Here is a 12,431-nt window from a genome sequence, read left to right on the forward strand (position 1 = left end):
GTGCGCGATGGTTCGCCCCGTATACCGCCGTCGCCGGCGGAGCCGCGTGCGCGTGCGGGCCGGGGGCGGGCAGCCCGCTGTCCCGCGCTTGACCAGCCACGCGGGCGGCACGCCCACGAAACCGACCCGCACCACCCGTGCCGTGCGGAAGGAACCGCTCCGGTAGATGGCGGCATCTGGTGGGGCATGGGTATCGTGATCTTGCTCTTCCTCCTGCTCTTCATGGGCGGCTGGGCCGTGGCCCTCGCCGGGCTGGGGTACGCCTCCTCGCTGCTGTGGCAGGGCCGGAGGCAGCCATGGGTACGGGACCACGGGACCCCCCTCGCCCGGCTGCTCCTCCCGACCCCCGCGTACCTCCGCTTCGACAGGGCCCTGGCCGTGACGGTCCTGCTGGCCGACGTGTGGCTGGTGTCGGGAGTCGTCGTGCTCGGCGCGGACGGCATCTTCACCGAGGAGTGGATGGGATACCCGGGCATGATGGATCCCGACGGACAGGGCTACCAGGAAGGGGCCGTGGACCTGCTGCGGACGACGGCGTGGTGGAGCGCCTCCGCCGCGATCCTCGGCCGGTGCTGGACCACGGCGGTCGTCCAGCTGACCGTTCTGCCGCTGGCGGCGCTCTGGGTGGCCTCGTTCGACATCTACTACACGTGACCCCGCAGGTCACGGGCGACGTGCCTGCGCCGGCAGCCCGAACCCGGGGGTGGCGTTTCCCGAAGAGCTCAGGGTCCTCTACCGGCTGGTACCGGCCGTTGGGACGACTGGAGGGACGCCTGGTGGCGGGGGAAGCCCCGCCACCCACGCCGCCAACGCACGCGACTCCCGGAGCGGACCGTGTGCGCGGCCACCGCGGGACGCGAGTCGGCCGCGGGCGCATGGAACGGGCGGGCGCGGACACACGTATGCCAACTGGCCTGACTGCCGCGACAGTCGGGCCGACCGCCCCTTCCCTACGCGCACCGAGGAAGTGAGAGACGTCATGCCGCTGACATTCCGTAAGAGCTTCAGAATTCTGCCCGGTGTCCGGCTCAACATCAACCGCAAGTCGTGGTCGATCACCACCGGCGGCGGCAAGCACGGCCCCCGCCGCACCCACAGCAGCACCGGACGCCGTACCACCTCGATGGACCTGCCCGGCCCGTTCGGCTGGCGCAAGACCCGCCGGCGCTGACTCGCGAGGCGGGGCGCCCCGGCTCAGTGGCAGAGCCGGGCCACCTGCTCCAGTTCGTCTGCCAGCAGCGCCGGGTCCCGGGGGCCGATGTGCGGGGCCGCCAGCGACCGTACGCGGAAGCGGTTGCCCGGGGTCATCTCGTCGGCCTCCCGGATCATCAGGTCCTGGAGCGCCGGCGGAAGCGTTCGGTCCTGGGTGAACCGCACGTACGTGCGCGGGATCCGGCCCCATCGGTGCGGCAGGCCGCGGCCGTCGGAGGCCCCGATCGCCGCCGACTCGTCCGGTTCGAGGATGTTGAGCATGGTCCTGACCTCGGTGTCGGAGTAGCCGGCGGCCATCGCCTCCTTGGCGACGTCGAAGAAGGACGCGTCGTTGCTGCGCCAGTTGACCCGGGTAACGCCGAGCTCGGGGGGAGTCGGGACGGGAGTCATCTTGAATATGTGGCTCGTGGCCGCCTCCGGGGTTGCCAGCAGCTCGCTCATGGAGGCGCGCTTCGCCGGGCAGAACGCGGAGACGTACACCAGGTGCGAGATCAGCTCGGGCACCAGGTCGGCCGCCGCGTTGACGGTGACACCGCCGAGGCTCTGGCCGGCCAGGACCACCGGTCCGTTGCGGCGCGCCCGCCGCACCACCGCGGCCACGTGTGCCGCGCAGTCGGCCAGGGTGATCCTGCCGATCGGGGAGGGCTCCGTGCGGAGCCGCTCCAGATCCTGCGGCGCCTGGTACGAGAGCGGCAGGTACGCGCCGGGCCCGTGGCCGGGCAGGTCGACCGCGACGGCGCGCTGCCCGCGCAGCCCCAGTTCGGCCACCACGGGGGACCATCCATAGGCGTTGCTGCCCGATCCGTGGACGAGGACGAAAGTGACCGGCGGATCGACCGCACCAGTTAAGTTACTCATGGGTAGCGAGTGTAGCCCCGAGTGCAGCCCGGCCCCTCGTGTGCGCGAGGTTCGTACGGATATTCGGCCCCCAGGCGCCGGTGCCGGTGCGGTGACGTCACACCCGCCCCGTCTCCCACCCCGTTCACGACCTTGGCGGAACCGGATGACAGCCCCCTGCCCCCGTGGCACGTTGTACGCCGTCAGAACGACGGAGGGGGACACCGTTCATGCCCAAGTACGCCGAGAACGACGAGGACGCCAACCAAAGCCTTCTGGAGTACTGCGAGTCGATCGGCTTCGACCCGGAATGGATCACGCCGGACACCTGGGCCACGACGATCCGGATCGCCCGGACCAAGGACAAGGGCTACGTCGAGGCATACAAGTCCATCGAGACCGACCGCACCGAGATGATCAAGGCCGGGGCGCGGGAGGCCCGGAAGAAGAAGCTCGACGGTGACGCCGCCAACCTGCTCGGCAAGATCAAGACGCACTACCTGCTCAAGGACTCGCTGGTCCTGACGGTCCTGCAGCAGTGCGCGACCACCTACGTGGGCGGGGAGCGCGTCAACCTGGGCCTGGGCGGCTCCCCGATGGACCCCGACGCATACGAGGAGCTGCGCGAGGAGTGGGACCAGGCGGCCCCGCTGGCCGCGGGCGGGGTCTTCTCCGAGTTCCACAGCTTCCCGCCGCAGAACAAGGCCGCTCTGGGCAAGGGCAACGTGGGCGGCACTCTGGCCAAGCGCAAGGTGCAGGGCAATCTGCTGGTGAAGGTCGCCGGGGTGCGTTTCAACATGCACATCGACATCGCCGAGTAGCAGGCCCCCACCCCCCTTTCGGCCCGGTCCCGCACGGGCCCGGGCCGAAAACCTCGGGATGCACCCGGCCCGACTGGCCCCGCTCCCGCAGGACTTGCCCGCCGCATGCCCGGGATGACCCCAAACTCCGCATGGGGTGCCTCCATCCGTCGGCCGGCGGCGATACTGGTGGCAGGAAGGGGTACCCCCGCATGAGCGCACAGCCCGTACACCCGCACCACCCCACCCCATCGGCCCCCGCCCCGCCGGCCGGCCGCCAAGCTCGGCACCCGTATCACCGCACGCGCGGCTGCTGACCCCCGCACGCCTGCCGTCGACCGCGACTGGCGCGCCGCGCCGGCAGAGTCCCGAGATCCCTTCGGCCTCACCGCACTGCACGAGGCCATCCCCGGCCGGGGCGCCGACTGCACACCGCACCCGCCGTCATCGCGCTCATCGGCTTCACCCTGGAGGACACCATCGGAGCCCGCCGGTGAGTGATGCATGGCCCGCCCGACTGGCACCGCAGGCCTCCGCCTGCCTCGCCGCGCTGGACCCGCCCGTCCAGGAGATGGTCCGCGACGTCCTCGACATCGCCTCACGGTCCCCGTGGTCCTGGCCCCAGTGGGATCGCACCGATCCCGAAGGCGAGGACGTACGGCGAGCGTCGATCGGCCCGCTCACCGTCGTCTACTGGGTCAACCGCAGCCTCGGACACCTGCGCGTCCTGTCCATCGTCTGGGTCTGCTGACGCGCGTGGAGCGCCCCGAACGAGCTCCCGGCAGGTTCGATCTGCCGGGCCTCGCCCTGTCGACGCCCTCGGGCGAGAAGGTGTGGTGGGGTGGCCTCGCGACGGTGTGCCGGAACTCGCGCGTCCGGCCGCACGAGCGTTCTAGCGTGCCTGTCATGACCTCGATCAGGCACTGGCGTGCACCGATGCTCGCCCTCGCCGCCGTCCTGCTGCTCATGCCGCAGACGGCCGCGGCCCAGGGCGCCGCGGAACCCGCCGCCGCCGCGACCGCGACCCCGGACCGCCCCTCGTACGACGTGTCGCTGCGCGGCGACTCCGACGGCTCCCACTGGACCGGCCGCCAAACGGTGTCCTTCCGCAACGCCGCCCGCACCCCGCTGCGTTCGATCGACGTACGCCTGTGGGGCAACGGCGCCGACGGCTGCGGAGCCGCGGACAGGCCGTCCCCGGTCCGGGTGGGCGGGGTCACCGGAGGCACCCCCCGCCCGCTCACCGTCGGCTGCACCGCGCTGCGGATCGACCTGCCCGCCCCGCTGCCGCAGGGAGCCCGTACCAGCGTCTCCTTCGACATCGCGATCACCGTCCCGGACCGCGTCCACCGCTTCGGCAAGGACGGCGCGCACCGCTACCTCGGCAATGCGCTGCCCCTGCTGTCCGTCCGCGACGCGCAGGGCCGCCACCTCGACCCGGACGTGGGGTTCGGCGAGAGCTTCCACACCCTGGCCGGGGACTTCCGGGTGGTCCTCGACCATCCCGGCACGCTGGTCGTTCCCGCGACCGGCACCACGACCCGGCGCCCGGGCGCACCCGGCCGCACGGTCAGCACCAGCACGGCGCGCGGGGTACGGGACTTCGCGTGGGCGGCGGGCCCCTTCCGGTCGAAGACGGTGACCACGCCCGGCGGAATCCGGCTGAACGCCTACTGGACCGCCACCACCTCCCCCGAGGGCGTCACCACCGACCTGGAAGATGCCGCCGGGGCCGTCGACGAGTTCGGCCTGCGCTTCGGCCGCTACCCCTACGCCGAGCTGGACCTCGTCATGAGCGACACCCTCGACGGCTTCGGCAGCATGGAGTTCCCGGGACTCGTCCTGCTGTGGACCGAACCGGAGGGGTCGGCCGTCGTCCACGAGATCGCCCACCAGTGGTTCTACGGCCTCGTCGGCAACGACCAGTTCGCGTCGCCCTGGCTGGACGAGTCCTTCGCCCAATACGCGAACCAGCTGTACTACCGGGAGGACACCACCACCTGCTGGGAGGACCACGGCGCGTGGCCCAGCGACACGGCGGCCCTCACCCGTACCCTGGCCTACTACGCGGACGGCCACCGCTCGGAGTAGCCCGGGTCGTCTACGGACGCGGCTCCTGCGCCCTGCACGACCTCGAACGCGTCCTGGGGGGACCGGCGATGGCGTCCATGCTGCGCGGCTACGTGCGAGACCACTGGCTGGGCGTCTCTACCACCGCGGACTTCAAGCGGGCGGCGCAGGCGGCGACGGCGAAGGACCTCGGCCCGTTCTGGACGGAGCACAGGATCCTGTGACCGCAGGCCCCGGGCCCGGATATCAGACCTGGGCAAGCCAGAGCCGCCAGCCGCCAGCCGCCAGCCGCCAGGCGGCCACCTGGCTGTGGGCTGACCGGGCTTGAGGCTTGATGCTCAGCGGGCCAGGGAGACGGCGAAGGGTTTGAAGCCGTGGCGGCGCAGGACGTGGGGCACGATCAGGATCATGGCCTCGGTGGCGCGGGCTGTGGTGATGTCGCCGAGGTCCTCGATCCGTTCGGGCCGCCAGCCCAGGTCGCCGAGCAGGCCGGCGACGGTCTCCTTCGCGTGCGCGTGGTCGCCCGAGAGATAGGCGGTCGGCGGGGTGGCCAAGGCCTCGGGAGCGGTCATGACCGTGAACAGCATGGTGTTGAGGGTCTTGACCACGCGGCTGTCGGGGAGCGCGTACTGGAGCTTCTCGGCGAGGCTGCTGCCGGGGAAGCACAGGCCGCCCGGTAGGCCGTCGTCACTGTCGCGGGTGGCGTTGGAGACGTCGATGAGGATCTTTCCGGCGAGCTCGGTGCGCAGGTCGGTGAGACGGTCCAGGGAGCTGTCGCCGGGCGTCGCGTTGATCACGATGTCCGAGGTGCGGGCGGTGGTGCGCTGGTCCGCGACGGCGATGCCCGGGGCGAGCCCGAGGGTACGGGCCGCGGCGTCTTCGGGGCTTCGGCCGCCGAGGGTGACATGGTGTCCGGCTGCGGAGAGCTTGCCGGCGAGGCCGGTTCCGACGCGGCCGGCGCCCAGGATGCCTATGTTGCTCATGCGGTGATGCTCCTTGCGGTATCGGAGTGGGGGAGGGAGCGGAGCGGGCCGGTCAGGCGATCGGCGCGAGGACCTTGAGGACGGCGCCGTGGATTGCGGGGGCGGCGGCCAGGAAGTCGCGGCTGCCGGTGTTCCAGGGCTCGCCCGTCAGGTCGGTGACCGTGCCTCCGGCCTCGGAGACCAGCAGGGCGCCGGCCACCAGCCCTGAGCGGACGTCGGAGAACTGCCAGAACGCGTCCATGCGACCGGCGGCGACGTGGATGAGCTGCATCGTGGCGGGAACGGACACGCGCACGACCAGCCCGGCCACCAGCATGGCGGTGACGGAGTCACCGATGCGCCGGAAGGTGAGCTCGTCCTCGCCGGGCTTGGCCTGACCGGTGCCGATGAGCGCCGCCTCCAGGTCGGACTTGGCGGACACCTTCAGGGGCCGGCCGTTGAGGCGGGCACCGCCTCCGGCGACGGCGGTGTAGGTGTCGCCGGTCAGCGGCAGGTGGACGACGGTGAGCACCGGCTGGTTGTCGCGGACCAGGGTGGCGGTGACGGCCCAGTCCTCCATGCCGTGGACGTGGTTGATGTTGCCCTCGGCGGGGTCGACGACCCACCACTCGCCGGGCGGGAGCGCGCCGCCGGCCAGCTCGTCCTCGGCCCACTGCGAACCCGGCCGGGCCAGCAACAGGGGCTCCCGCAGCACGTCCAGCACCGCGTCGTCGTTGGCGTGGATCTCGCCGACGACCTCGTCCAGGCTCACGCCCCTGGCGTGCGAGGTGAAGCGGTCGCGGAGGACGACGCCTGCGGCCTCCACCGCAGCGGTCACGTCCGACAGGAACGTCGCGTCGGCGTCGAAAGGCATGGCTGTGCTCATGGCGGGCTCCCTGGGGATCGGTAGAAGCGGGGCGGTCGTCTCGCCCCGCACTTCGAAGGTAGGCCGCCTCATACCTAACAACAAGTGCATGCTGGTCACTTGTAGAGTTACTGCCATGCAACTGGATTTGAACCTGCTCACCGCCCTGGACGCCCTGCTGGAAGAGGGCAGCGTCGCCGGCGCGGCAGCACGCCTCCACGTCACCGCACCGGCCATGAGCCGCTCCCTGGGGCGCATCCGCAAGGCCACGGGTGATCAGATCCTGGTCCGTACCGGCCGCAGCATGGTCCCCACCACCCGGGCGCTGGCCATGCGCGCCGAGGTCCACGCCCTCGTGCAGCAGGCCCACCAACTCCTGTCCGCGCAGCAGGATCTCGACCTGGCGGCTCTGGACCGGGTGTTCACCGTGCGCTGGCACGACGCCCTGACCGCAGCCTGCGGAACCGCCTTGATCGCGGCCGTCCACCATCAGGCACCCGACGTCCGGCTGCGCCTGTCCGCCGAACCCGGGACGGACGACGCCGAGCTGCGCCGGGGTGAGGTCGACCTCGAATCGAGCTCAAGCGCTCCGACCCTCGCCGACCTCCGCCACCGTCTCGTCGGCAGGGACCGGCTGATCGTCGCCGTCCGCCCGGCCCACCCGCTCACCGAAGGCACGCTGAGCCTCGAGCGCTACGCAGCCGCCGAACACCTCACGGTCTCGCGGCGCGGAAGCCTGCGCGACCCGATCGACGACGCCCTGACCACGCGCGGCCTCGAACGACGCGTAGTCGCCGCCGGGCCGACCGCCGCCTTCGCACTGCAACTCGCCCTCGACACCGACCTGGTCGTCACGCTCCCCGACGCGGTCACCCGTACGGCCCGGGAACGGCTCGGCCTGGTTTCACTGCAGCCGCCGCTCCCACTGCCCGACGTCCCCCTGTACCTGCTGTGGCACCAGCGCTACGACGACGACCGCGCCCACACCTGGCTGCGAGACCTGGCCGCCGAGACCGTCCAGGCACTGTTCACGCCACGGGCCGGCGCTCAACGGGCCCTCGCCCACCGGGACGGGCGCTGACGGACACACCCGCAGAAGACCTGCGGCTCACCGTCGAATCCGTTTCTTAATTCTCTTGCATCGACGGTATCTGATCCTGCAATAGTGATGGTCAACAGAACATAGTTCAGTAGTCGGTCCACGGATCGACGACCGAAGGAGACGGACATGACCACGGGCCGCCCTGCCCTGTACGAAGTGCTCGACGACAGGTTCCGTACGGAGAAGTGCGCCGCGGGGGATCTGCAGTTGGAGACGATCCACGTCGGCTCCCGCTGGGCGGAGGGGCCGCTGTACATCCCGGCGTGGCGCCAGTTGATATGGAGCGACATCCCGAACGACCGGATGCTGCGCTGGGACGAGATCACCGGCACGGTCAGCGTCTTCCGCTCGCCCGCCGGGCACCCCAACGGCAACACCCTCGACCGCGAGGGCCGCCTCGTCACCTGCGAGCAGGGCAACCGCCGGGTCACGCGGACCGAACATGACGGCTCGATCACCGTGCTCGCCGACAACTACCAGGGCAAGCGGCTCAACAGCCCGAACGACTCGACCGTCAAGTCCGACGGCTCGATCTGGTTCTCGGACCCGGACTTCGGGCTCACGAGCGACTACGAGGGCGTACGCGGCGAGCCCGAGATCGGCGCCACCAACGTCTACCGGATCGACCCTGCCACCGCGGAGGTCCGGCTCGTGGCCGACGGCTTCAGCGGACCGAACGGACTGGTCTTCTCGCACGACGAGCGCGAGCTGTACGTCTCCGACAGCCGGGCCAATCGCATCCGGGTCTTCGACGTGCGCGAGGACGGCACTCTCTCGGAGGGCCGGATCTTCGCCGAGGGAACCGGGGAGGGCCGCTTCGACAACATCCGCTTCGACGACCGCGGCCACCTCTGGGCGGCGGCCATGAACGGCGGCGTGCACTGCTACGCCCCGGACGGAACCCTCCTGGGCCGGATCCTGGTGCCCAACACGGTCTCCAACATCCGCTTCGGCGGCCCGAGGGCGAACCGCCTCTTCATCACGGCGAACGACACCCTCTACTCCCTGGTCATGGGGGTGAGGGCCGCCCCCACCCCCGCCTGATCCCCATCCCCGCCCACGCCGGCGCTCAGGAGCCGTGGTACCGGTGGAGGCGGGGAAGGGTTATTGACCGGTCGTTCCAGATATGGATATGATCTTCGATGTGGCCAGGACCAAGGAATTCGATCCGGACGTCGCGCTGCAGTCGGCTCTCGAGCTGTTCTGGCGGCGCGGCTATGAAGCGACGTCGGTGACGGACCTCGTCCAACACCTCGGTATCGGCCGCGCCAGCATCTACGCGACCTTCGGCAGCAAGCACGAGCTGTATCTGAAGGCCATGGATCGGTACGCCGAGATGTACAACCCCCCGCTCCTGGCCGAGCTGTCCCAGCCGGGCCCCGCACTGCCGGCCGCGCGGGCGGTGGTGCGGCGCTTCGCCGCCGAAGCCGCCTCCCCGGAAGCGCGGCTGAACGGCTGCTTCGTCACCAATACGGCGGCCGAACTGGCCCCGCACGACCGTGCGGCGGCCCGCAGGGTCGAGATCAGCTGGGAGCGCGTCGAGACCCCGCTGCACTCCGCTCTCGTACGGGCCCAGGCTCAGGGCGAGCTTCCGGAGGACCGCGATCCGCGCGCGCTGGCCCGCATGCTGCTCGTCCTGCTGCAGGGCGTCCGGGTCGTCGGCAAGGCGTCGAACGACCCCGCCCGGGTGCGGGACGCGGCCGAACAGGCGCTGGCCCTGCTGGACTGAGCCGCACCCGCCGGAGCCGCGCGAGCCACTGGAGTCATCCGAGCCATCGGCATCGCCGGGCCGGCTTCCGCGCGCCCGAATAATGAACCGATCGGTCAAATATCAGGGGGAGGCATGACCGCAACGGGCACCGCCCGCATCACCACCGTGCAGTACCGACGAGCCTTCGTCCTCCTCGGCAGCGTCCAGACCATGCTGATCTTCACGCTCGCCTCGATCGCCATACCGCTGCCCCGAATCGCTGACGAACTGGGGCTCCAGCGCGTCGACTTGATCCTGCTCAGCGCCGCCTACGGACTGACCTTCGCCGGGCTGCTGCTCTTCGGCGGACGCCTCGCCGACCGCTATGGAGGGCGGCGCGCCCTCACCGCGGGCCTTGTCGTCTTCGCCGTCGCCTCGGCCGCCGCCCCGTTCGCCCCCGGTTTCGGGGCACTGCTGGCGGCGCGCTTCGCCCAGGGCGCGGGCGCGGCCCTCGTCGCGCCGGCAGCCATGGCCGTGCTGCGCGCCGTCTTCCCCGGCCCCGCCGCGTACGGCAGGGCGATGGCCACCTGGGGCGGGCTGTCGGCGCTCGGCGCGACTGCGGGCAATCTGCTCTCCGGGGTCATCTCGGCTCTGCTTTCCTGGCGTTGGACCTTCGCCGTGCCCCTCGTGGCCGCGATCGCAGCCCTCGCCCTCATGCCCCGGCTGCTGCCGGACACCGCACCGAATCGGGGCAGGGCCCTCGACGTGCCGGGCGCTCTGCTCGCCACCTCCGGGATCACCCTCGCCAGCTACGGGCTCGTCGTCACCGACTCCCAACCCTGGTCGTCGGCCGGCGTTCTCGTGCCGCTGCTCGGCGGGACCGCGTTGCTGGCCGCGTTCGGGTACGCCGAGCGCCGGGCCCGCGACCCGCTGCTGCCACCCCGCTTCCTGCTCGACCGGCGGCGGGCCCTGGCCCTCACGGCCATCGCACTGAGTGCCTGCGGGACCGCGATGACCTTCGTGGTGGTCTCACTCCACCTCCAGCAGGCGCGCGACTGGTCACAGTTGCAGGCCTCGGCCGCCTTCGTGCCGTTCGCCGTCGCGCTGCTCGCCTCGGGCCGGGCGGCAGGCCCGCTCATCGGCCGGTACGGGGCCGGAGCCGTCACGACCGCCGGGCTCGGCACGGCCGCGGCCGGGCTCGCCCTCCTCGCGTTCACCGGGCTCGATCCGCACACCTGGTACGCGTACGGACTGCTGCCGGGTCTCGTACTGCTGCCGGCCGGCACCGCGGCCTCCTTCGCGGGGGCCGCCGTACTCGCCACCGAGGGAGTGCCGCAGGAGCAGAGCGGGCTCGCCGGCGGCGTGCTGAACACTGCCATGGAGTTCGGCCCGACCGTCCTCTTCGCCCTCCTGCTGACGCTCGGCACCGACGCCTCGTCCCTGGCCGCGACGGGGGCCGCCCTCGCCGTGGCAGCCCTCATGCACCACCGCACCAAGTAGCCCACCACTCAAGGGAGTCATCAAGATGAACCGTTTCACCGGCAAGACCGTCCTCGTCACCGGCGCAGGCTCCGGCCTCGGCCGCGCGATCGCGCTCGCCTTCGCCGCCGAGGGCGCGTCCGTGGTCGCCGCGGGACGCACCGCCGCCTCCCTGGACGAGACGGTCGGTCTCATCGAGGCCGCCGGCGGCGCGGCCACCGCCGTCCCTGCCGATGTCACCGACTCCGGCCAGCTCCAGAACCTCGTACGCGAGAGCGTCAACCGCTTCGGCGGACTGGACATCGCGGTCAACAACGCCGGCATACTCCGCGGCACCGTACCCGTCGGCGAGGTGACAGAGGAGGACTGGGACGCGGTGCTGCGGACCAACGTCACGGGTGTCTGGCTGGCCATGAAGCACGAGATCGCCCACATGAAGGACAACGGCGGCGGCGCCATCGTCAACATCTCCTCCAACCTCGGCGCACACCTGCGGATCCCCAACGCCGCCGCGTACATCACCTCGAAGGCGGCGGTCTCCGCGCTGACCCGCGCCGCCGCCCTCGACCACATCCACCAGGGCATCCGCATCAACGCGGTCAGCCCCGGCGCCTCCGCCGCTCCGATGTCGCTGTGGCCCGGGGAGACCGAGGCCGACCGCACCGAGCGGATGAAGACGGAGAACCCGCTCGGCCGTGCCGCGGAGGCGGACGAAGTGGCGGCCGCGGTCCTCTACCTCGCCTCGCCCGCGGCCGGCGCGGTCGTCGGCACCGACCTCGTCATCGACAGCGGATCATCTGCCTGACGGTTCGCGGCCGGGGTGCCACCGCTGCGCATCGGGGCCCTGGGACGGGGTGCCGGCCCCGATGCGCAGGGCAGGGGCGCCAGGTGATGGCGGGGCAGCGAGGAGATCGGAAAGGCTCATTGCGGGGCGGCCGAGCAGGGCTGTGAGCGTGCGCCGCTGGCGCTCGGTCAAGGAGGGAACGAAGACCACCGCGTCAGCTTTGGCCTCGTCGCAGGCCCGGGCCACCTCGCGGACCTTTCCGTAACTCAGCAGCGTCCGCGAGGAGAAGGGAAGAGTCATCTTCTGCACCCCGCCGTGCGAGACGCCTCGTCGTTGCACCATTTGCACGGCGACCCGAGCACCACGCGCTGCCAGTTCTGTGGCGGCCGAAGACATGAGCGTTTCGAAGTCCTTCCGCTTCGCGGAGAAGAAGCCGACAAGGACCACATCAGCGCCCGCTTTCGTGAGCCGGAACGCCTGCCGCTCGGGAGGCTGGGGCGGCACGCGGCGCGTCAGGCGCCGGTCGCGCCTTCGGGGCTGATGCATGCGCCACAGGCTAATTGCCTGGCCACCCGCACCGATACCGCTTTTCCCGCTCGCCGGGCTCGGCGAGCAAGGTCTGCACGACCT

Annotated in this window: 15 protein-coding genes; 11 read left to right on the forward strand and 4 right to left on the reverse strand. The window is 71.3% G+C overall.

The genetic code is table 11. The features are described 5' to 3' along the window. The first annotated feature begins 186 nt into the window (after window positions 1–186). Both AB0D66_RS18150 and AB0D66_RS18155 read left to right on the forward strand, forming a co-directional pair. Window positions 187–654, forward strand: coding sequence for a hypothetical protein (locus AB0D66_RS18150; protein WP_362303835.1), 468 nt, complete (start codon window positions 187–189; stop codon window positions 652–654). A gap of 325 nt (window positions 655–979) precedes the next feature. Then, window positions 980–1,171, forward strand: coding sequence for a DUF4236 domain-containing protein (locus AB0D66_RS18155; RefSeq protein ID WP_069923317.1), 192 nt, complete (start codon window positions 980–982; stop codon window positions 1,169–1,171). Window positions 1,172–1,194: 23 nt separating this feature from the next. Here AB0D66_RS18155 and AB0D66_RS18160 read toward each other — a convergent pair whose 3' ends face one another. Further along, the gene (locus AB0D66_RS18160; protein ID WP_362303838.1) at window positions 1,195–2,070 is read right to left on the reverse strand and encodes an alpha/beta hydrolase; all 876 of its coding nucleotides are present in this window, start codon (window positions 2,068–2,070) and stop codon (window positions 1,195–1,197) included. Between the two features lie 209 nt (window positions 2,071–2,279). Here AB0D66_RS18160 and AB0D66_RS18165 point away from each other — a divergent pair, with 209 nt between their 5' ends. The 4 genes from AB0D66_RS18165 (at window position 2,280) to AB0D66_RS18180 (ending at window position 5,143) form a co-directional block, all read left to right on the forward strand. Then, window positions 2,280–2,870: a hypothetical protein gene (locus tag AB0D66_RS18165; protein ID WP_362303840.1), complete on the forward strand. Its 591-nt coding sequence runs from the start codon at window positions 2,280–2,282 to the stop codon at window positions 2,868–2,870. Between the two features lie 472 nt (window positions 2,871–3,342). After that, complete coding sequence (locus AB0D66_RS18170; protein WP_362303843.1) at window positions 3,343–3,600, forward strand: hypothetical protein; 258 nt, start codon at window positions 3,343–3,345, stop codon at window positions 3,598–3,600. A gap of 155 nt (window positions 3,601–3,755) precedes the next feature. Then, the gene (locus AB0D66_RS18175) at window positions 3,756–4,940 is read left to right on the forward strand and encodes a M1 family aminopeptidase (protein WP_362303846.1); all 1,185 of its coding nucleotides are present in this window, start codon (window positions 3,756–3,758) and stop codon (window positions 4,938–4,940) included. A gap of 68 nt (window positions 4,941–5,008) precedes the next feature. Beyond that, window positions 5,009–5,143, forward strand: coding sequence for a hypothetical protein (locus AB0D66_RS18180; RefSeq protein WP_362303848.1), 135 nt, complete (start codon window positions 5,009–5,011; stop codon window positions 5,141–5,143). 114 nt (window positions 5,144–5,257) lie between these two features. Here the strand turns inward: AB0D66_RS18180 and AB0D66_RS18185 are convergent, their stop codons facing one another. Both AB0D66_RS18185 and AB0D66_RS18190 read right to left on the reverse strand, forming a co-directional pair. Continuing rightward, complete coding sequence (locus tag AB0D66_RS18185) at window positions 5,258–5,902, reverse strand: NAD(P)-binding domain-containing protein (RefSeq protein WP_362303850.1); 645 nt, start codon at window positions 5,900–5,902, stop codon at window positions 5,258–5,260. Between the two features lie 52 nt (window positions 5,903–5,954). Beyond that, window positions 5,955–6,767 (reverse strand): inositol monophosphatase, encoded by an 813-nt coding sequence (locus AB0D66_RS18190; RefSeq protein ID WP_362303853.1) that lies wholly within the window; start codon window positions 6,765–6,767, stop codon window positions 5,955–5,957. A 115-nt stretch (window positions 6,768–6,882) separates the two neighbouring features. Between AB0D66_RS18190 and AB0D66_RS18195 the strand changes: the two genes are divergently transcribed. From AB0D66_RS18195 to AB0D66_RS18215, 5 genes are all read left to right on the forward strand, one after another. After that, a complete protein-coding gene (locus tag AB0D66_RS18195; protein ID WP_362303856.1) occupies window positions 6,883–7,827 on the forward strand; it encodes a LysR family transcriptional regulator in 945 nt (314 codons plus the stop codon). Between the two features lie 147 nt (window positions 7,828–7,974). Next, window positions 7,975–8,892: an SMP-30/gluconolactonase/LRE family protein gene (locus AB0D66_RS18200; RefSeq protein WP_362303858.1), complete on the forward strand. Its 918-nt coding sequence runs from the start codon at window positions 7,975–7,977 to the stop codon at window positions 8,890–8,892. 100 nt (window positions 8,893–8,992) lie between these two features. Then, window positions 8,993–9,577, forward strand: a complete 585-nt coding sequence (locus AB0D66_RS18205) for a TetR/AcrR family transcriptional regulator (RefSeq protein WP_362303860.1) — start codon at window positions 8,993–8,995, stop codon at window positions 9,575–9,577. Window positions 9,578–9,691: 114 nt separating this feature from the next. Further along, on the forward strand, window positions 9,692–11,038 hold the full coding sequence (locus tag AB0D66_RS18210) for an MFS transporter (protein ID WP_362303863.1): 1,347 nt from the start codon (window positions 9,692–9,694) through the stop codon (window positions 11,036–11,038). A 25-nt stretch (window positions 11,039–11,063) separates the two neighbouring features. Continuing rightward, on the forward strand, window positions 11,064–11,822 hold the full coding sequence (locus AB0D66_RS18215) for an SDR family oxidoreductase (protein ID WP_362303866.1): 759 nt from the start codon (window positions 11,064–11,066) through the stop codon (window positions 11,820–11,822). Here AB0D66_RS18215 and AB0D66_RS18220 read toward each other — a convergent pair. Continuing rightward, the gene (locus AB0D66_RS18220) at window positions 11,811–12,347 is read right to left on the reverse strand and encodes a hypothetical protein (RefSeq protein WP_362303867.1); all 537 of its coding nucleotides are present in this window, start codon (window positions 12,345–12,347) and stop codon (window positions 11,811–11,813) included. The genes AB0D66_RS18215 and AB0D66_RS18220 overlap by 12 nt on opposite strands. Between the last annotated feature and the right edge of the window lie 84 nt (window positions 12,348–12,431).

This window comes from Streptomyces sp. NPDC048270 (assembly GCF_040652335.1).
GTDB lineage: Bacteria > Actinomycetota > Actinomycetes > Streptomycetales > Streptomycetaceae > Streptomyces.

What these genes read in the sequence shown, in the direction of transcription:
- AB0D66_RS18185 (WP_362303850.1), bottom strand. Translation starts at nt 5,902, where the DNA reads ATGAGCAACATAGGCATCCTGGGCGCCGGCCGCGTCGGAACCGGCCTC.
- AB0D66_RS18200 (WP_362303858.1), top strand. Translation starts at nt 7,975, where the DNA reads ATGACCACGGGCCGCCCTGCCCTGTACGAAGTGCTCGACGACAGGTTC.
- AB0D66_RS18175 (WP_362303846.1), top strand. Translation starts at nt 3,756, where the DNA reads ATGACCTCGATCAGGCACTGGCGTGCACCGATGCTCGCCCTCGCCGCC.
- AB0D66_RS18190 (WP_362303853.1), bottom strand. Translation starts at nt 6,767, where the DNA reads ATGAGCACAGCCATGCCTTTCGACGCCGACGCGACGTTCCTGTCGGAC.
- AB0D66_RS18165 (WP_362303840.1), top strand. Translation starts at nt 2,280, where the DNA reads ATGCCCAAGTACGCCGAGAACGACGAGGACGCCAACCAAAGCCTTCTG.
- AB0D66_RS18195 (WP_362303856.1), top strand. Translation starts at nt 6,883, where the DNA reads ATGCAACTGGATTTGAACCTGCTCACCGCCCTGGACGCCCTGCTGGAA.
- AB0D66_RS18180 (WP_362303848.1), top strand. Translation starts at nt 5,009, where the DNA reads ATGGCGTCCATGCTGCGCGGCTACGTGCGAGACCACTGGCTGGGCGTC.
- AB0D66_RS18220 (WP_362303867.1), bottom strand. Translation starts at nt 12,347, where the DNA reads ATGCATCAGCCCCGAAGGCGCGACCGGCGCCTGACGCGCCGCGTGCCG.
- AB0D66_RS18155 (WP_069923317.1), top strand. Translation starts at nt 980, where the DNA reads ATGCCGCTGACATTCCGTAAGAGCTTCAGAATTCTGCCCGGTGTCCGG.
- AB0D66_RS18210 (WP_362303863.1), top strand. Translation starts at nt 9,692, where the DNA reads ATGACCGCAACGGGCACCGCCCGCATCACCACCGTGCAGTACCGACGA.
- AB0D66_RS18160 (WP_362303838.1), bottom strand. Translation starts at nt 2,070, where the DNA reads ATGAGTAACTTAACTGGTGCGGTCGATCCGCCGGTCACTTTCGTCCTC.
- AB0D66_RS18150 (WP_362303835.1), top strand. Translation starts at nt 187, where the DNA reads ATGGGTATCGTGATCTTGCTCTTCCTCCTGCTCTTCATGGGCGGCTGG.
- AB0D66_RS18215 (WP_362303866.1), top strand. Translation starts at nt 11,064, where the DNA reads ATGAACCGTTTCACCGGCAAGACCGTCCTCGTCACCGGCGCAGGCTCC.